Origin of the sequence: Anaerotruncus rubiinfantis (assembly GCF_900078395.1) — a bacterium.
In the GTDB taxonomy this organism is placed as follows: domain Bacteria; phylum Bacillota; class Clostridia; order Oscillospirales; family Ruminococcaceae; genus Anaerotruncus; species Anaerotruncus rubiinfantis.
Genome location: NZ_FKLA01000009.1, coordinates 1,500,106 through 1,516,605, shown reverse-complemented (window position 1 = coordinate 1,516,605; position 16,500 = coordinate 1,500,106). Strand labels below are relative to the sequence as shown.

At 55.2% G+C, this 16,500-nt stretch carries 20 protein-coding genes; 6 read left to right on the top strand and 14 right to left on the bottom strand.

The genetic code is table 11. From position 1 onward, the window contains the following. The first annotated feature begins 3 nt into the window (after positions 1-3). The 4 genes from BN4275_RS12715 (at position 4) to BN4275_RS12700 (ending at position 3,583) form a co-directional block, all read left to right on the top strand. Positions 4-1,065 (top strand): sialic acid TRAP transporter substrate-binding protein SiaP, encoded by a 1,062-nt coding sequence (locus BN4275_RS12715; protein WP_066458882.1) that lies wholly within the window; start codon positions 4-6, stop codon positions 1,063-1,065. Between the two features lie 102 nt (positions 1,066-1,167). Further along, positions 1,168-1,671, top strand: a complete 504-nt coding sequence (locus BN4275_RS12710) for a TRAP transporter small permease (RefSeq protein ID WP_066460420.1) — start codon at positions 1,168-1,170, stop codon at positions 1,669-1,671. Positions 1,672-1,678: 7 nt separating this feature from the next. Then, positions 1,679-2,944, top strand: coding sequence for a TRAP transporter large permease (locus tag BN4275_RS12705; protein ID WP_066458880.1), 1,266 nt, complete (start codon positions 1,679-1,681; stop codon positions 2,942-2,944). A gap of 42 nt (positions 2,945-2,986) precedes the next feature. Continuing rightward, positions 2,987-3,583 (top strand): HDIG domain-containing metalloprotein, encoded by a 597-nt coding sequence (locus tag BN4275_RS12700; RefSeq protein WP_066458878.1) that lies wholly within the window; start codon positions 2,987-2,989, stop codon positions 3,581-3,583. A 219-nt stretch (positions 3,584-3,802) separates the two neighbouring features. Here the strand turns inward: BN4275_RS12700 and BN4275_RS12695 are convergent, their stop codons facing one another. Beyond that, positions 3,803-4,177 carry a helix-turn-helix domain-containing protein gene (locus tag BN4275_RS12695; protein WP_066458876.1) on the bottom strand — a complete coding sequence of 125 codons (375 nt, stop codon included), beginning with the start codon at positions 4,175-4,177 and terminating at the stop codon, positions 3,803-3,805. A 307-nt stretch (positions 4,178-4,484) separates the two neighbouring features. Between BN4275_RS12695 and nhaC the strand changes: the two genes are divergently transcribed. Next, positions 4,485-5,942, top strand: coding sequence for a Na+/H+ antiporter NhaC (gene nhaC, locus BN4275_RS12690; protein WP_066458874.1), 1,458 nt, complete (start codon positions 4,485-4,487; stop codon positions 5,940-5,942). A gap of 54 nt (positions 5,943-5,996) precedes the next feature. On the opposite strand, the gene BN4275_RS12685 is transcribed toward nhaC, so the two are convergent. After that, on the bottom strand, positions 5,997-6,734 hold the full coding sequence (locus BN4275_RS12685; protein WP_066458872.1) for a GntR family transcriptional regulator: 738 nt from the start codon (positions 6,732-6,734) through the stop codon (positions 5,997-5,999). 226 nt (positions 6,735-6,960) lie between these two features. Continuing rightward, positions 6,961-8,325, bottom strand: a complete 1,365-nt coding sequence (locus BN4275_RS12680; RefSeq protein ID WP_066458870.1) for a diaminopimelate decarboxylase family protein — start codon at positions 8,323-8,325, stop codon at positions 6,961-6,963. A gap of 415 nt (positions 8,326-8,740) precedes the next feature. Between BN4275_RS12680 and BN4275_RS12675 the strand changes: the two genes are divergently transcribed. Continuing rightward, positions 8,741-9,019, top strand: a complete 279-nt coding sequence (locus BN4275_RS12675) for a zinc-ribbon domain containing protein (RefSeq protein ID WP_066458868.1) — start codon at positions 8,741-8,743, stop codon at positions 9,017-9,019. 69 nt (positions 9,020-9,088) lie between these two features. On the opposite strand, the gene BN4275_RS12670 is transcribed toward BN4275_RS12675, so the two are convergent. From BN4275_RS12670 to BN4275_RS12620, 11 genes are read right to left on the bottom strand one after another with little or no spacing between them, the layout of a single operon-like run. After that, a complete protein-coding gene (locus tag BN4275_RS12670; RefSeq protein WP_066458867.1) occupies positions 9,089-9,520 on the bottom strand; it encodes a EutP/PduV family microcompartment system protein in 432 nt (143 codons plus the stop codon). Between the two features lie 11 nt (positions 9,521-9,531). Next, positions 9,532-9,879: an ethanolamine utilization microcompartment protein EutS gene (gene eutS, locus BN4275_RS12665; RefSeq protein ID WP_066458866.1), complete on the bottom strand. Its 348-nt coding sequence runs from the start codon at positions 9,877-9,879 to the stop codon at positions 9,532-9,534. 50 nt (positions 9,880-9,929) lie between these two features. After that, entirely contained in the window at positions 9,930-10,478 is a 549-nt protein-coding gene (locus BN4275_RS12660; RefSeq protein WP_341423446.1) for a BMC domain-containing protein, read from the bottom strand. Then, positions 10,475-11,836, bottom strand: coding sequence for a 4Fe-4S dicluster domain-containing protein (locus BN4275_RS12655; RefSeq protein ID WP_066458865.1), 1,362 nt, complete (start codon positions 11,834-11,836; stop codon positions 10,475-10,477). The genes BN4275_RS12660 and BN4275_RS12655 overlap by 4 nt, the downstream gene beginning before the upstream one ends. Next, entirely contained in the window at positions 11,833-12,138 is a 306-nt protein-coding gene (locus BN4275_RS12650; protein ID WP_066458864.1) for a EutN/CcmL family microcompartment protein, read from the bottom strand. The genes BN4275_RS12655 and BN4275_RS12650 overlap by 4 nt, the downstream gene beginning before the upstream one ends. A gap of 26 nt (positions 12,139-12,164) precedes the next feature. Further along, positions 12,165-12,830, bottom strand: coding sequence for a hypothetical protein (locus BN4275_RS12645; RefSeq protein WP_066458862.1), 666 nt, complete (start codon positions 12,828-12,830; stop codon positions 12,165-12,167). A gap of 12 nt (positions 12,831-12,842) precedes the next feature. After that, positions 12,843-13,490 (bottom strand): phosphate propanoyltransferase, encoded by a 648-nt coding sequence (gene pduL / locus BN4275_RS12640; RefSeq protein WP_195277376.1) that lies wholly within the window; start codon positions 13,488-13,490, stop codon positions 12,843-12,845. Beyond that, a complete protein-coding gene (locus BN4275_RS12635) occupies positions 13,487-14,260 on the bottom strand; it encodes a cobalamin adenosyltransferase family protein (RefSeq protein WP_066458860.1) in 774 nt (257 codons plus the stop codon). Before BN4275_RS12635 ends, pduL begins: the two co-directional genes overlap by 4 nt. A 15-nt stretch (positions 14,261-14,275) precedes the next feature. Further along, the gene (gene eutM, locus BN4275_RS12630; protein WP_066458858.1) at positions 14,276-14,572 is read right to left on the bottom strand and encodes an ethanolamine utilization microcompartment protein EutM; all 297 of its coding nucleotides are present in this window, start codon (positions 14,570-14,572) and stop codon (positions 14,276-14,278) included. Between the two features lie 60 nt (positions 14,573-14,632). Next, positions 14,633-14,926: a BMC domain-containing protein gene (locus BN4275_RS12625; protein WP_066458856.1), complete on the bottom strand. Its 294-nt coding sequence runs from the start codon at positions 14,924-14,926 to the stop codon at positions 14,633-14,635. Positions 14,927-14,986: 60 nt separating this feature from the next. Further along, complete coding sequence (locus tag BN4275_RS12620) at positions 14,987-16,492, bottom strand: acetaldehyde dehydrogenase (acetylating) (protein ID WP_066458854.1); 1,506 nt, start codon at positions 16,490-16,492, stop codon at positions 14,987-14,989. Positions 16,493-16,500 lie beyond the last annotated feature (8 nt).

Below are 16,500 nucleotides of genomic sequence, written 5' to 3'. Positions count from 1 at the left end.
CAAATGAAAAAGAATTCAAAACGTATTCTGAGTCTCCTGCTCGCAACTGCAATGGTTTCCGCATTTGGCGGCTGCTCCAGCTCCAACAGCGCATCCTCCTCCGCGCCGGCGGCTTCCACTCCGGCTGCATCCACCCCCGCGGCTTCCTCCGAAGCGTCCGCTGAAACCATCACCCTGCGTCTGGGCCACACCCAGTCCACCGAACACCTCGTGAATACCACCGCTGAGAATTTTGCCGCGATGGTCAACGAAAAAACCGGCGGCGCCGTCAAGATTGACGTCTATCCGTCCGAAACCCTCGGCACCAACACCGAGCTCGCGGAAGCCTGCTCGAAGGGCGACGTGGACTTCTATATCTCCGCGACCGGCCAGTATACCCAGCGTTACACTCCGTTCACCATCGTGGAAGCGTTCTATATGTTCCGTGACCGCGATCATCTGTTCAAATTCTATGAGAGCGAGCCCTATCAGGAGCTGGTCGACGGCCTTGCCGAAACCTGCAGCGTCCATGTCCTGGCCCCGCTTTACTACGGCGCCCGCCAGATGACCACCTCCAAAAAGCCGCTGAACACCGCCGCCGACATCGCTGGCCTGAAGATGCGCGCCGCCAACGAGCCGCTTCCGATCGCTGCGTTCACCACCCTCGGCGCAACCCCGACTCCGATCGCCTATAACGAAACCTACCTGGCGCTCCAGCAGGGCACTGTCGATGGACAGGAGAACCCGCCCGCTTCCATCAGCACCATGAAGTTCTATGAAGTCCAGGATTATCTCAACCTGACCTATCATCAGTTCCAGATGCTCAGCATCTTCATGAGCGACGCCGCCAAGCAGAAGCTCACCGAGGAGCAGGTTCAGATCATCTATGACTGCGCCAAAGCTGCTTCCGACGAGCACAACACCAAGGCTGTTGAAGAAGAGCAGACCTACATCGACCAGATCGGTGAAAGCTGCGAAATCATCGAGTCCGATATCGCTTCCTTCCGCGAAAAAATCGCCCCGATGTACGACCAGTTCAAGGATCAGTGGATCGAAGGCATGTACGAAGAAATCCAGGCAATGTAATCGCACCATCATATCCGCATAGGATCGATCACTGACGGAACGCCTTCCGGGATTCCGGAAGGCGTTCCCTTTCCAAATCGATAACAAGAAAGGCGTCTTATGATGTTAAAGAAATTAGAAAACACTCTTTTAAAGATTGAAAAAACGCTCTTTGTCACAATTCTGGCGGTGATGGTGGTGATCCTCTCCTGCCATGTCGTTATGCGTTATCTTTTCAACAAGCCGCTGATCTGGACAGATGAAGTGGTCACCATGATGCAGGGCGTGATCGCCTTTCTGGGTATCGGGTACTGCTTCCACCGCGGCAAACATATCGAACTCACTCTGGTTTATGACCGGGTGCCGACCGTTGTAAAATGGCTGTTCGACATCCTTTCCAATTCCGTAATGCTGGTCTGCACCATTTTTATGGTCAAGGTGAGCTACGAATATGTCATCTTCAAACATATCCCGCTCGGTACAATCCCCTGGCTCAAGCAGAGCTATTTCTATGCGGGAATCCTGGTCGGTTTTATCGTCGCGGCCGGTTATATCCTGGTGCGCCTGATCAAGACCTTCTCCAACATTATTGAGACATGCAAAGCGCGCGGCGCTGGAAAGGAGTGAGCGAAGGATGGCATTATTGTTTATCCTGTTCTTCGGCTTCCTGATCATCCGGATGCCGGTTGGTTTCTGCATGCTGTGCAGTTCCCTCATCTATTCCTGGGTTAACGGGGAAAGCCCGGACATGCTGCTTTCCCGCGCGGTTTCGGGCTCCAGCTCGTTCACCCTGCTTGCCCTCGCCTTCTTCATCCTCGCCGGCAATATCATGAACCGCGGCGGCATCACCGACCGGATCTTCGGGTTCTGCCAGAAGCTGGTCGGCTGGATTCCGGGCGGTCTGGGCCACGCCAATGTCGCTGCATCGGTCATCTTCGCGGGCATGTCCGGTTCCGCGGTCGCGGATGCGGGCGGCTTGGGAGCAATCGAAATCAAAGCGATGAAAGACCACGGTTTCGATGAGGAATTCGCCGTGGCCGTCACCGGTGCCTCGTCCTGCATCGGCCCGATCATCCCGCCGAGCATCTCAGCGGTCGTCTTTGCGGTTGCGAGCGGCGTATCGGTCGGCAAGCTGTTCCTCGGCGGCGTCCTGCCGGGCGTCACACTGGCCATCGTCCAGATGATCTACGTTTTTATTATCTCCAAAAAACGCGGTTATCCCTGCACGCCGTTTGAAGGGTTCCGTAAGCTGGGCAATTCGTTTATCGGCTCCCTGCCTGCGCTGCTGACCCCGCTGATCATCCTCGGCAGCATTATGACCGGCATCTGCACGCCCACCGAAGCTTCGGTCGTCGCGGTTCTGTACGCGCTGGCGCTCGGCTTCATCACCAAAGACCTGCGGCTCAAAGATCTTCCCGACCTGCTTGATGAAACGATCCTGCTCACGATGAGCGTGCTGTTTATCGTCAGCAGCGCGAACTCGTTCGGTTATATCATCACCGCGCTGCAGGTCCCGACCAAGCTGGCCGCCCTTTTCATCGGCGTCATCAGCAACAAGTATGTCGCGCTGATCCTGATCAATATCTTCCTGCTGCTGGTCGGCATGGTCATGGAAAGTCTCGCTGCCCTTGTCATCCTGGTTCCGATCCTCATGCCGGTCGTCACCTCCTTTGGGATCGATCCGCTTCATTTCGGAATTATCTGCATCCTCAACATCACCATCGGCATGCTCACCCCGCCGGTCGGCATGGTGCTCTTCACCCTGACTGGTGTCAGCAGCCTCTCCTTTGAGAAGATAACAAAGGCGATGATGCCGCTATTATTCATCAACATTGTCGCCCTGCTGATTGTCACCTATTGTCCTCCGCTGGTCACCTGGCTGCCGAACCTGCTGATGTAAGCAGGAGCCATTCCACAAAAATTCATTAAAGGAGAAATCTGTATGATTCCAGTTGAACTCAAACAGGAAATCCGTGACGGCGTCGTCAAGACGCTGCCAATGGTTAACGAAATCCAAAATGAAGAACTGCGCCAGAAGGTCATCGACGCCTGGGCATTCTCACTCCAGATCAACGGTTTCACCAAAATTGAAGAGATGCCCGGTTCCGGCATGCCGGAAGCGAGCGAGCTGGGCGACCAGTCGATGCACATCCGCGCGGTAGGCTATAACGCCGTGAGCCTCTATGAGAACTTGGAAAAGGCTTATCAGATGGATCTGGGGCTGGATAAAGACATGCTGCGCGCCTGTGCGCTGCTGCACGACGTGGGCAAGCCGTACGAGTACAACAAAGAGAACCGGAAACGCTGGGCCGAAAACCACAAGACCACCGGCGCGCCGAATGCCCGCCATCCGGCATACGGCACCTACATCGCCATCACTGCTGAGCTTCCGGAAGAAGTCGTGCATGTCTGCGCCTGCCATTCCCCGGAGGGACGTTTTGTCACCCGCAGCGCATATGCAACCCTGGTTCACTATGCGGACGACGGCTCCTGGTTCTCGCTGGCAAGCATGTTTGACCTGAATATCCCGAAACTCTAATTTTTATCATTCATCCTCCATTTAGATTAGGCGCTGGTTTCCAGAGGAAACCAGCGCCTTTTTGCGCGCCCGTCGGCAGCTATGATGCCGTTATGTATATTCTAATGAAACTATAATGCCCTTTTGAACTGGTACTGCAGTGAGTTGCTATTTCTGGAAAATGTGGTATTATTAGGATACAATTTAATATCGTCTCCTGGACACCGCCCCGTGTACAACTCACGGGGCGGTGTCCTCTTTTTCTTTGTACAGCAGCGCGTGCATAATGACACGGGTCTGCCGTTTTTTCCATTCCGGAACTTCCCGGTAAACCCGCAGCCATTCCATAAAAAGCTCAGAATCAGCGTCTGTTTTTGCCTCCCGCACAGCCGTATCATCCGCAAAATCATCATGAATCAACTGCTCGACGGTCATGCCGAGACAATTCGCAATATGCACCAAGGTCGCCTGGGTGGGATTGGTTACCAGACCGCGTTCAAATTTGCTTACATAGGCGACACTCATATAGGTATCCATGGCAAAATCCAGTTGTGTGATCTTGTGCTCCTTTCGGTACTCCTTTATTTTCCGTCCAACAATTTCTCCTATTGTCATTCGAATTCCTCCCATAAAAAGAATACAATGGCAATAGAAAATTTGACATACCTATTAGTGCTATAAGCTATATGAACTATAGTTTATAGATTCATCTCTCCGGATTGCCAAGGCCAAAAACATGTGCATAATTCCTGAAATAAGATTGTTATTTTTAAAAAAATCTGTTATAATTTACTCACCAAAAGATCGCGGCAAATTTCGAAAGTATCTGCCGCTCAAACCAACGGCAAAGCTTGGAGGCGAAAACGGCTAAGGTATCAAAATGGACCGCAAAAAACAATATTGACTGAAAGAGGTGGGCGTTATGACGAAATCTGTGGAGCCAATGAAGATGCCAAGCCTATGGCTGTCTGCCGGAATCATTGTGATGATCGGCACTGTCCTGACCACCGGAATCACAGCCGGAATCGCCACAATCCCGCTGCTCACCCTCAATATTGTCCTGGTGGCCGTCGTATCTCTTCTGTCAGGTTATCCTTACCGGGAGTTGGAGCAGGGGATGATGGAAGGCGTGCGCAGATCGATCGACTGTGTCATGATCCTGATATTCGTGGGCGTACTGATTGCCGGCTGGATTCTCTGCGGCACAGTCCCTATGCTGATTTATTACGGGCTTTCGGTCGTCAGCCCAAAGCTTCTGCTCCCGTTGGCCTTCCTGCTCTGCTCTCTGCTGTCCCTCTGCACAGGATCCTCCTGGGGTACCGCCGGGACGGTGGGAATTGCCTGCGTCAGCATCGGCGCCAGCATCGGGATACCGATCGCGGTGGTCGCCGGAGCGGCCATTTCCGGCTCCATTTTGGGGGATAAGCTCTCCCCATTGTCGGACGCCACCATCATGGCGGCCAGCGCCAGCGGCACGGGATTATACCAGCATGTGCGCTCGATGGCCTACACCACGGCGCCGTCCTTTCTGATCACCTTGCTCATTTTTTACTTCATGGGAGCGGCGTACGCCGATACGCCGATGCATCCGGCGGTTGTGGAAACCGTACGCGGAACCTTGGCGGAAATCTATCAATTCAGTCCCCTGCTGCTGCTGCCCATGGCCGCCATTCTCGTGTTCAGCCTCATGCGGATGCCGGCAATCCCAGCGATCCTGCTTTCCGGACTGCTGGGGCTCTTTCTGGCGGTCGCAATCCAGGAAGTGGATGTCTCGACCGCCATTTCTGCTATCCTGCAGGGGGCCGCCAGCAATACAGGTGTGGAAATTGTCGATTCGATGTTGAACAAGGGAGGCATCACAGCCATGCTTTCCACCCTCTGTACAGCCGTGCTCGCCCTGGGGCTGGGCGGAATCCTGAGCCGGGCAGGTTACCTGCATGTGCTGGTGGAAGCGATTTCGCGGAGGGTGAAGACCGACAGGGGAACCGTGATTCTGACCCTGTTCTGTGGAATGATTACCCTGTGTCTTGTCGCACAGTTTTATGTCTCAGTGGCGCTGATGGGCACGATGTTTGGTGAAATCTACGACGCGCGTAGAATCCACCGGAGCGTGCTCTCAAGAACGCTCGAGGAATCGAACACCATCATGCTGCCGCTGGTCCCCTGGAACACCAGCGCCGTCTATTATATGGGGCTGTTCGGGTTTCACAACCTTTCTTTCGCACCATATCTCGTCTTTTCCTATGTGAACATTGCAATTTGTCTTTTGTGCGTGCTTTCCGGGCTGTTCATCTTCCGCCGCCGGGCGGACAACCCCGCGGAAACCGATTGGAAGTGGCATGAGCCCGTGTCTGACTCCGCTTTTGCGCAGGAAGCCTGATCAAAAGCCGATAAAAAACAACGGCGTTTATTCAGTTTGAATAAACGCCGTTGTTTACATGTTGACCGGATGTCCAAATTCTGCAAAATCCCTGCAGCACTCCATCTGCAACGCTTCAATTTCATCAAAGTGGCTGATGATGCAGTTTCTGGTGCTCATATGATCCTTTTCGATCAGGCGCTGCGCCAATGCGACATCCTTATCGATTACCGCTTTGGCCAGGCGGACGTGCATATCCACCTCCGCTTTCAGCGCGGAAACGTTGTCCGGGATGTTCCGCGTAATATAAATTAAATGCAACTTTCCAATTCTTCTGGTCAGGTCGATCAGATTCTTCAATTCGTTGGCAATAATCTGGGGACAAAGCTCCAGCAGATAAAAATGGAACCGGAGCTGTTCGTCAAAAAACCGGAGCATCGTTTCGAGATTCACCGCGGCGTCAATCTGCCGCGCGGTTTCTTCAAAATGCCGCAGAAATTCCGAAACTCTGGCGGGATCCGCATGTGGGATCGCTTTTTTGATCGCCATACATTCCACGGCCGCCCGGAAATCATATAAAGCTTCCAATTCTTCCGGCGTGTAATTCCGAATATAGGAACCGCTGCGCTGTTTCACTGTGATATAGCCGTCTTTGTCCAGCGCCTTAAGCGCGGTGATTACCGGCGTCCGGCTGACGCCGAACTCATTCGACAGGGCCTCGATGTCGATCCTTTCCCCCGGTGTAAACTCATTATCGATAATTTTCTTTTTAATCTCATCGTAGACCCAATCGTTTAATAATGCGATTGCCATGTAATGAAACCCCGCCCTTTACCTGTTGGATTCCCGGATTTTGAAAGCTGCCGCGCGCAGGGCTGCCAAATTTTCCGGCAGCCGCAAACGTCCGCAGCATTTTCTCCCCGCAATTATAGCATGAATCGCGCGGGAAGGCAAAAATCCCGCACGCCGTCCCAACGATTTCCATGGAAAACATACGCCCGCAGAGCGGGCGTATGTTTTGAAGCAACGGATTCCCATCTTATTTTCCGACACCGAGCAGCCAGTAAGGAATCACGTCCCGTGCAAAAATATCCTGCACCGTTTCACGGCGTCTAGCCAGCGCGGCGCGCCCATTCGAAACGATAACGGTCGCGGAGCGCGGCATCGCATTGGCATTGTTGCCAAAAGACTCCATATAGGCGCCCATGTCCAGAAATGCCAGCAGGTCGCCTTCTTTAACAGCGGGGATTTTGCGCTGTTTGGCCAAAACATCGTCCGCGCTGCAAAGCTGGCCGCACACATCCACAACCTCCTCATCCGGCGCGGAGGTATTGTTCGCAACCACGATATAATGAAAACGATTCTGCGCATCGAATGGATCGCCCATCTCATTGGTGTTGCCGTCTACATAGACCCACTTTCTGTTGGTCACCTCGTGATCTTCCTTGCGCAGCCCCACACGCGTCAGGAACATGCCTGCTTTTTCCACGCAGAACCGGCCCGGCTCCAAAATCAGTTTGGGAAGCTTCATCTGGTATTCCGCGCATTTCCTGATAAAGACATCCGTGATGTCTGCCGCATACCGCTCCAGGCTTGGATAAATAAATTCGTTTCCATAACGCACTGGTGTAAAGCCGCCTCCGATATCCACCATCTCCGGTTCCCAGCCGGTCTTGTCCTTCGCCATTTTGAGAACCTCCAAAAGTTCCTCCAATTCTTCCACATGGAATCCAACCCGGCGCGGAATCCCGCCGTGATACATCGCGCCCACCAGATTCAAATACGGCGATTTCAGGCAGTGCTCAATACTTTTGAGCGCCTGATTGGGCTCATTTCCAAATTTGAAGGTCCGTTCCCATTCGGCACCATCGACGCCAGAAGCATAACGCGGATCGACATAGTGTTCCAGATCCACCTTTTTCAGCGGCAGGCGGCAGCGGACCGCAACATTCAGCTTTTTCCCCATCTCTTTTGCCAGCGATTCCACCCGGCAAACCTCCCCATAGGTATCCAGGTTAACGGTGATACCGGCGTCGATTGCCGCGCGCAGAATTTCCGGGAGCTTGTTGCAGCCATTCATAACAATTTTTTCCGGGTCAGTACCGGTAACCAGCGCGGAATAAAGCTCGCCAAGCCCGAACGCCTCGCCGCCGGCCCCTTTTTCAGTGGCTACAATTCTGCGCATTGCCAGCCCATAGTTGGATTTCAGGCCCACACAGGTCAGAACTTCCCCCGGATATCTGGACTGAAAGGCGTCATGGAATGTCCGGATGCTGGCCCGCAAGGTGTTTTCTGAGATCACAAACAAGGGGGTACCGTACTCTTTTGCAAGATCCGTACATTTTACACCGTCAAAAATCAGTTCATTGTCCACACACTCAATAAATTCCCCATATTTTCCCATCTTCTGCACCTCTATTCCTAAAATTTCCGGTTTCCCGGTTTGGAACAAAATTTTGCGCGCCCGCCATGGCACAAACTGAAATCTAAAATTTCAGTTTGTGCTTTCAGTATAGTTGCAAATCGTTCCAATGTCAATAGCCGTCTGGCACCGCTGCGCAAACCCCTTTACAGAAAAGCGCATTGGAACCGATTGGGGACCCCCACAGGATGCGGCGGCCCGGTTAAAAGGCACCCGGAATCCAGCTGCGGATTCCGGGCGCCTGCCGGATCGAAATTTGCCTTTCTCGCGGGACTCTGTTCCGCGGGCAAAATTTTGTAGCATTTAATTTCGTAAATCCATTGACTTTTATTCCAATTGCGGATACACTTAAACAAATGCTTGTCATCTAGCATAATTTTTAAAAAAGAGGTATTTCATGTACAACGACAAAACTCTTACTTGCAAAGACTGCGGCTGCGAATTTACTTTTACTGCCAGCGAACAGGAATTTTTCGCCGAAAAAGGTTTCACCAATGAACCCCAGCGCTGCAAACCTTGCCGTGACGCCCGCAAAGGCAATTCCCGCGGCGGTTCCGGCGACAGACAAATGTATGATGCCGTGTGCGCAGAATGCGGAAGAACCTGCAAAGTTCCTTTCGAGCCCCGCAACGACCGTCCTGTATACTGCAGTGATTGCTTTGCAAATAAGAGATAACATAACGTCTGATCGCGCACCCTTCGGGGTGCGCTTTTTTTCGTTTTTTTGCTCCCGCGGAATTTCCTTTCATTTTAGAAAGGCAAGCAGCTTTTTGATCCCCTTCCCTGTAGCGGAGCTCACAAAAAAGACCTCCTGCGCCCCCGCAAACCGCAGCAGCTCCCCTGCCCGTTCGGCCTGCATGGGGGTCTCGCAAAGATCCATCTTCGTAACTACGCCGATCAGCGGCCGGTTGAACATGCCGTACATCCGCGGAGAAAACGCGCACTGTTCATCGTTGCAGCTCTGCAGCATCAAAATGCAGTCGGCTTCTACCGCTGTGACCACCAGTGCCTTATAGAATTGTTTCTGTTCGATGTATTCTCCTGGCGTGTCAATAAGCGATCCGCCGAGCACTTCGATTGCCTGCGTCTTTTTATAGTGCTGCTTTTCCTGCAAAAGGCATTGTCCAAGCCTTGTTTTTCCACAGCCGATCTTCCCAATCAGCATAATCTTTTTCATTGGCGCCCCCCTCAGGATTTGGTAATTTCCGTCGGGGTAAAATGCAGTACATGCCCCAATACCGCAAGGACGTCCCTGAGAGCCGCCTCCACACTGGAAACATCACCGCAGATCACCAGTGAACCGCTGAAACGGTCAACAAAAACGATTTCAACTTCCGCAGCTTTGGAGGCAACGTCTGCGCCGATGATGGCCGCTTCACTCGGGGTAATCGTCAGAATGCCCAAAGCCCCCCGCTTTTCCGATACCACACCGAGCTTTTTATAAAGTTCTTCTATTGGATTGGCAATCAGATGCGCCATTGTCACCTGCTTTCCGGGTACAAACTCCTGTATAATACGCTGTTTTTCTTCCGGCAATTCGCTCCCCTCCTCCCATCACGATTTCCGTCCGAAAGCGCCGGGCTTTTTTACATCAGCGATTCAAAAATTTCCGGACGCGGATTTGGGATAACCACTTTGGCAAGCATCAGTCCGCGCTCGCATCCCTGTTTTGCTCCCGCCTGCACAGCTTCGTTTACCGCCGCTACTTCCCCGGTCATCGTGACAAACGATTTCCCGCCAATACCAAGTCCCAGCCTCACATCGAGCAGTGTTATATCCGCCGCCTTGACCGCTGCGTCCGCCGCATAAACCGCCGCCGTGATACTGAAAAATTCCAGTACCCCTACCGCGCCGGGTCCATCCGGTACCGATGCCGCGTTGATCGCCGCCACCACCTGCGGATGTACCATCGGGATCACAACCGAATCCACAATATGCGAGCCGCCCACGGCGGCGCCCGCGTCCAGCGACGCGCTGACTGCGGAGACCGCCCCGGTGAACATAATGACATACTTTCCCGGACAGATCGCCTTTGCAAAGAGCAGATTCGTTTCCGCGGCCTTCAAAACGGCGTCCGCCGCTTCCACGCCCTTTGCGATACTGTTCAGCTCCAGAAAACCAATCGTTTCCATCATACCGCCGCACCTTCCCCTTCCTGAATCGTGACGTACCCAGGATCAATACGCGCTGTTCCGGAAATGGAAGCATGCAGGTTTGCACCGAGCTTCCCCTCCGGGCATTTCGCAATCAGCTGCCCGGCTGTCACCGATTCCCCGTCCCGGATCACCGGTTCGGCAGGCGCGCCAATATTCTGCCGCAGCGCAATTTTTACCTGTGCGGGGATGCATTCGCGCAGGGTATCCGTGCCGCACACATCATAAAACCCAAGCACACCCGCCCGGGCGGCCGCCCGTTTTGACGGCAGCTTACGGCCCGACCGCCAGGGGGAAATGTCCCGCGCTCCGCTGCCCTTTGGATATCGGATTTCCGCCTTTGCAAGCTCTGCCTTGATCAACGCGTTCACCCGGCGCGGCTGCAGTGACATCGGACACGCGAACAGTTCGCAGACGCCGCACTCACAGCAGAGCGCGGCATTTTGTACCGCCGGATCATCCAGGATCTCTGAAAACGCCCCGGCAAAGGCAAGTTTACGCATGATTCGGTGCGGTTCAATCGGATGCCCTAAAAGATGCCGCGGGCAGAGATCTGTACATTGACTGCACTGAATGCAGGCGCTCCGGGCGCGGTTTTTCATATGCTCCACCGAAATCTTTTCCGCTGCGGCAATCGGACCAATGTCTGGCAGCAACAGAATTCCTGAGGTTGTTTTTGTTATGCAGGCGTCCGCCGCCTGCGTGCGGGTCATCCGTTTCCCCATCATCGGGCCTCCGCATACCACGATATGGTTTTCATCCGACACACCTCCCGCCAGCGCGATACAGTCCGCGTAGGAGGTGCCAACCGGAACGTGAATCACCGACGGTTCCCGGACAAGCCCCGATACCGTCAGATATTTCCAAATGAAGGGTTTTCCCTCCATGGCATCCGCGATACTCAACATGGTCGCCACATTGCTCACCACGCACCCAACATCGAGCGGGATACCAGCGGGCGGCACCGCCTGGCCGGTCACCTCGGCAACAAGGGTCTGTTCGTCGCCGGCCGGATAAAAGCTATCCATCTCATGGATGGAAATTTCCGGATCGATCTGTGCGATGGCTTCCCGCAGCGCTGTGAGCTCCTGCCGGTACGCGCTTTTGGTGGCAACCGTGCAGCGGATGTCCCCCAGTTCCCTGCGTACAGCGCTCGCCGCCGCGATCACCCGTCCGGCAAGATGCCGGAGGATATAACGGTCGGTGCGCAGGAGCGGCTCGCATTCCGCGGCATTGAGGATGATCCATTCTGCGTCTCCATTCAGTTTCGCATGCGTTGGGAAACCCGCGCCGCCGCAGCCGACGATGCCCGCTGCAAAAATCTGATCCGTCAGGCTCATACGCCGTCATCACCTTTCGCCGCCTTGGTCTGCCGCTTTTCCCGCTCGACCTCCAGCGTGTCGATAATTCCCACAATCGCGCAATCCACAGGCAGGTCGTTGCCGCCCGCCGCAACGCGCGCGGTGCTTCCGCTCACCACGAGCACCCGTTCGCCCACTCCTGCGCCGACCTGGTCAGCCGCCACAAGGACGTTTCCCCCGCGGCCGCTTTCCGTCTCGCGAACCACCATCAGTTTCTGTCCTTCCAATTCCGGCGATTTTTTGGTCGCCCACACATGGCCAATCACTTCACAAATAAGCATTGCAACCTCCCAAATACCCGTCCGGTTTATTTACATAAATCCCGCCGCACGGTTATCCCCGCATGCAGGAACACATCCTTTGCGGAGGGAGTGACGATTGTTTCCGGTCCCAGGACGACCGTCTTTTCTCCCTTCGCAGCCAGGCTTCTCGCCATAGCTTCGGTGACCAGCCGTCCCGATTGTTGTTTAGGAGGCAAGGTCTGCGGCGGTTTCCCGGGCTTTGCTTTCTCCGCGCCTGGCGAAGCTCCCTGCGCGGCGAAAATCTGCACGCCAAATTCCCGCAGCGTTTCGACATAGCTTTCCATCCGCCAGTAAAGCCCGCTTTCCCGATCGGCATCCATCCTGCGGTGAGCGGGCGCCGTTTCCAGCATACGAACCGGCTTTTTCTGAAGCAGAACGTTTATCACGGCGCGGGCAGCGGGACTCTCGTCCCGTCCGAGCGCGATATCCGCGAGCTGCGTACAGGTCAACGCGGTGATATATACCCCCTCCCACCGCGCCATCTCTTCGCAGCCAGCATACTGCGCAAGGGAACAAACCGTATGCCGCTCCAAAAATTCCTTCGGCAAAAGCTCCGGTTCCCCTATGACCAGAATTGCTGGTCCCTCCGGCGAAATCTGCGCGCTGAGTGCGCGCAGCACTTCCTGCGTGACCAGCTCCACGAGCTGCCGCCTATTTTCTTCCGTTGACATCCGACCGCCTCCTTATCGCAGAATATACGCTTTTGTGTCCTTGCCGCACAGGCAGGCGTTTGCCTCGTCAAAATCGAGATGCATCGCGGGCTCGAAGGAATCCTTCACACGGATGACCACATCCGCGAAGCACACCGGACGTGCGCTCTCCACCCGGACACGCACATGCTGCCCATCCGAGACGCCCTGTTCTGCCGCAGCCGCCGGGGTGAGATGGATATGCGCGCGCGCGACAATTACGCTGCTTTTTGCCTCCAACACGCCGGACGGCCCGACAATCACAACGTTGCCCGCGCCGGTAAGATCCCCGGAAAGGTTCACCGGTGCGGAAAGCCCCAGCGCGCGGCAGTCGGTCATTGAAAGCTCGCATTGCACCGCGCCGCGCGCCGGCCCCAGCACCGCAACGCTGTCGATCGTCCCTTTTGACGTAACAAGCCGAACGCGCTGCTCCGCAAGGAACTCTCCCGGCTGGGAAAGCATCCGTTTCGGGGAAAGATTTATTCCCGGTCCAAAAAGCGTTTCGACCGCCTGTTGTGTCAGATGCACGTGACGGGCCGAAGCTTCCACAAGGATTCCGGTATGCGCTTCATTTCTCCCATCCTTGCCCCGGCAGCGGGAAACAACCTCTTCCACAATCGACTGAATCTCTTCCAGGTTCATCTGCACCCCTCCTTTACCTGTTCTGCCAAAAAACGGCAAAGCAGAATATAAAAACCACTGGAGAGGCGGTTGAGCGCCTGGATAATATCCATTCGCTGTGCGCCGTCCTCCGCAAAAGCCGTCACCGCGGCAAGCTCACATTCCCGCGCGCGTACACGCAGCAGGTTGAGTCCGGCTCCGATCTCTCCATAGCTTCGGTTGGGAACCGGGTGTGCGATCCCAATCTCTTTTTTCACATTGTGGGAGATCTCCCGCAGCTGCACCGGAGAAAGCCCGCAGAACTCCGGTTCTCCAAGCGCAAGCTCCCGCACTTCAGCGGAAAGAACCGCGCGGGTGTAGCGCAGCGCGTCCTCAAGCTGCTCGGTGAGTACGGAATAGCCCTGTCCCTGCGCCCGCACCTGCAAACAGACGATCTCCGCTTCCAGCGTATCGAGCTTTCCGCGCAGGGCAATGCGCGGATGGCTTTTCGGCACCAACAGGTTTCCTCGCAGATGGGTCATATTTTCCGGTTTTTCCGCATAGTTTGCCCCAGTCGCCGCATCCCGATAGGTCTTTTCTCCATTTTTTTGCACCGGGTCGCATGGCATCCCTCCCGGATTCACCTGCATTGTTTCACATGGCTCCGCCGGTGAAAAAACCAGCTCAATTTTTCGGTCTGATAGATATTCGCGGGCCAGCGGCGTGACAAAAGCCTCCGCTGGCGCGCGGTATTCCCGGATTCCCTCCTGAAGCAGCGCCGCGCGCAAAGTTGCTTCGGTTATGATGGTCATACTGCCGCTCCCGTATTACTTGTCGCTGGCGGCAAGCGTCGGCAGGATGTACTCCACGTCGGAATGAGGGCGCGGGATCACATGCACAGAAATGAGCTCGCCAATTTTGGAAGCCGCCGCCGCGCCCGCGTCTGTCGCCGCTTTGACCGCACCGACATCCCCGCGTACCATAACAGTGACCAGACCGCCGCCGACATGCACCTTTCCAATCAGATTGACATTCGCCGCTTTGACCATTGCGTCCGCCGCTTCAATCGAGCCTACCAGCCCTTTTGTTTCAATCATGCCGAGTGCCTGTAATGTTGCTGCCATTTTTATTTCCTCCTGCCATCATTTTTATAGTATATATTTTCAATCTGCGCCTTCCGAATGTTAATCTCCCTGCGTCAGTGACGGAAGGATATATTCCACCTCCGGATGCGGGCGCGGAATGACATGCACCGAAACCAGTTCCCCAACACGGGAAGCCGCTGCCGCGCCCGCGTCGGTCGCCGCCTTGACCGCGCCGACATCCCCGCGCACCATAACAGTGACCAGACCGCCGCCGACATGTACCTTTCCAATCAGGCTGACGTTCGCCGCTTTGACCATCGCGTCCGCCGCTTCCACCGAACCGACCAGACCTTTTGTTTCCACCATTCCAAGCGCCTGTAATGTTGCTGCCATTGCTGATTCCTCCTATATCGTTTTTCCAATGGATCTATGGTTTCAACCGCGCCGTGCGGATTACCGTTGTCCAAGCCGCGCCAGCACCGCTTTGGTGATCAGCTCCACCTCTTCCCGCGTAAAGGGAACGTCCGTGCCGGTACGCTGCTTTCCGGGCGTGCCGGCGGACGGTTTGGCGAGCGGCGGCGCAGGATTTTCTCCCCGGATTTCCGAAAGCTCCTTCATCCCCCAGGCAACCCGGCGGATATTGATCAGGTTCTTCGGCGAAATATTGTCCGAGGAGGCGCTTTTGCCAACTGAACCGCATCCCAGCGTCAGGGCGGGTGCAAGATTGGTCAGCGCCCCCACGCCGCCGAGTGCGGCGGCCACATTGACCAAAAGGCGGGAAACCGGTTTTTTCAGCGCGAATTCCCGGATCAGGTTTTCATCCCGCGCATGGATGGTCATTGTATGGCCCGCTCCCTCAATATGAAGGATCTCCATACAGCGTGCGCAGGCCGCCTCCCAATTTTCCTCCACAAAAAATGCCAGAATCGGACAAAGTTTTTCGCGTGTGTAAGGATTTTGGCGCCCAGCTTCCTTCTGCCGGGAAATCAGCACGCGCGTTCCGGAAGGAATTTTGATGCCCGCCAGATCAGCGATCACCTGCGCCGTCTTGCCGACAATCTGCGGGTTCATTGTCCCGTTTGCCCGCAGGATGTAGCCGGCCAGCTTTTTGGATTCCTCCGGCGAAAGGAAGTATCCGCCCTGCCGTCTGAGTTCGGAAACCACCTGTTCCTCCGCCGCGCGTTCGGTGACGATCGACTGTTCGGATGCGCAGATAGTGCCGTTATCGAAAGTTTTGCTCTCGATGATCCGTCTGACAGCGTTTGGAATGTCCGCGCTTTTATCGATGAACGCGGGGCCGTTTCCCGGTCCGACACCGATCGCCGGATTTCCGGAACTGTAGGCCGCGTGCACCATCGCCTCTCCACCGGTCGCCAGGATCAGCCCGACATCCTTTGCCTTTAAGAGCGCGTCGGTCGCCTGTGCGGTCGTCAGCTCGATACAGCCGACCGTCCCCTCCGGCGCGCCCGCACGCCTGGCCGCTTCCTGCACAATGCGCACCGTTTCCAGTATGCAGTTTTTCGCGCTCGGGTGCGGGCTTATTACAATGCTGTTGCCGGCCTTGATTGCGATGAGGCATTTATACATCACCGTTGAAGTCGGATTGGTGGACGGGATCAGGGCCGCGACCACCCCAACCGGAACGCCAATTTCCATCAGCCCTCTCTCCCGGTTTTCGCTGAGTATTCCCACAACCCGCATATCCCGGATATAATCGTAGGTCATCGTACTGCCGAGAAGATTTTTCAGAACCTTATCCTGCCAGTTGCCGAATCCGGTTTCTTCATTTGCAAGCTTTGCCAGCCGCTGCGCATTGGCGGCACAGTCGGCGGCGATCTCCCGAATGATCACATCGAGCTGTTCCTGTGTCATTTGCGCAAGCTGCCCGGCCGCCTGTTTCGCCGCGGCGACAAGACAGCGCACCTGCTGAATCGACTGCAGATCTTTATCCAGCGTCATTTCTACGA

Coding starts and splice junctions, on each gene's coding strand:
- BN4275_RS12680 (WP_066458870.1), bottom strand. CDS start 8,325: ATGGGAAAATATGGGGAATTTATTGAGTGTGTGGACAATGAACTGATT.
- BN4275_RS12705 (WP_066458880.1), top strand. CDS start 1,679: ATGGCATTATTGTTTATCCTGTTCTTCGGCTTCCTGATCATCCGGATG.
- BN4275_RS12635 (WP_066458860.1), bottom strand. CDS start 14,260: ATGACCATCATAACCGAAGCAACTTTGCGCGCGGCGCTGCTTCAGGAG.
- BN4275_RS12685 (WP_066458872.1), bottom strand. CDS start 6,734: ATGGCAATCGCATTATTAAACGATTGGGTCTACGATGAGATTAAAAAG.
- BN4275_RS12715 (WP_066458882.1), top strand. CDS start 4: ATGAAAAAGAATTCAAAACGTATTCTGAGTCTCCTGCTCGCAACTGCA.
- BN4275_RS12625 (WP_066458856.1), bottom strand. CDS start 14,926: ATGGCAGCAACATTACAGGCGCTTGGAATGGTGGAAACAAAAGGTCTG.
- BN4275_RS12655 (WP_066458865.1), bottom strand. CDS start 11,836: ATGAGCCTGACGGATCAGATTTTTGCAGCGGGCATCGTCGGCTGCGGC.
- BN4275_RS12675 (WP_066458868.1), top strand. CDS start 8,741: ATGTACAACGACAAAACTCTTACTTGCAAAGACTGCGGCTGCGAATTT.
- BN4275_RS12670 (WP_066458867.1), bottom strand. CDS start 9,520: ATGAAAAAGATTATGCTGATTGGGAAGATCGGCTGTGGAAAAACAAGG.
- eutM (WP_066458858.1), bottom strand. CDS start 14,572: ATGGCAGCAACATTACAGGCACTCGGCATGATTGAAACAAAAGGGCTG.
- BN4275_RS12645 (WP_066458862.1), bottom strand. CDS start 12,830: ATGTCAACGGAAGAAAATAGGCGGCAGCTCGTGGAGCTGGTCACGCAG.
- BN4275_RS12660 (WP_341423446.1), bottom strand. CDS start 10,478: ATGATGGAAACGATTGGTTTTCTGGAGCTGAACAGTATCGCAAAGGGC.
- BN4275_RS12650 (WP_066458864.1), bottom strand. CDS start 12,138: ATGCTTATTTGTGAAGTGATTGGCCATGTGTGGGCGACCAAAAAATCG.
- BN4275_RS12620 (WP_066458854.1), bottom strand. CDS start 16,492: ATGACGCTGGATAAAGATCTGCAGTCGATTCAGCAGGTGCGCTGTCTT.
- BN4275_RS12710 (WP_066460420.1), top strand. CDS start 1,168: ATGTTAAAGAAATTAGAAAACACTCTTTTAAAGATTGAAAAAACGCTC.
- nhaC (WP_066458874.1), top strand. CDS start 4,485: ATGACGAAATCTGTGGAGCCAATGAAGATGCCAAGCCTATGGCTGTCT.
- pduL (WP_195277376.1), bottom strand. CDS start 13,490: ATGAACCTGGAAGAGATTCAGTCGATTGTGGAAGAGGTTGTTTCCCGC.
- BN4275_RS12695 (WP_066458876.1), bottom strand. CDS start 4,177: ATGACAATAGGAGAAATTGTTGGACGGAAAATAAAGGAGTACCGAAAG.
- BN4275_RS12700 (WP_066458878.1), top strand. CDS start 2,987: ATGATTCCAGTTGAACTCAAACAGGAAATCCGTGACGGCGTCGTCAAG.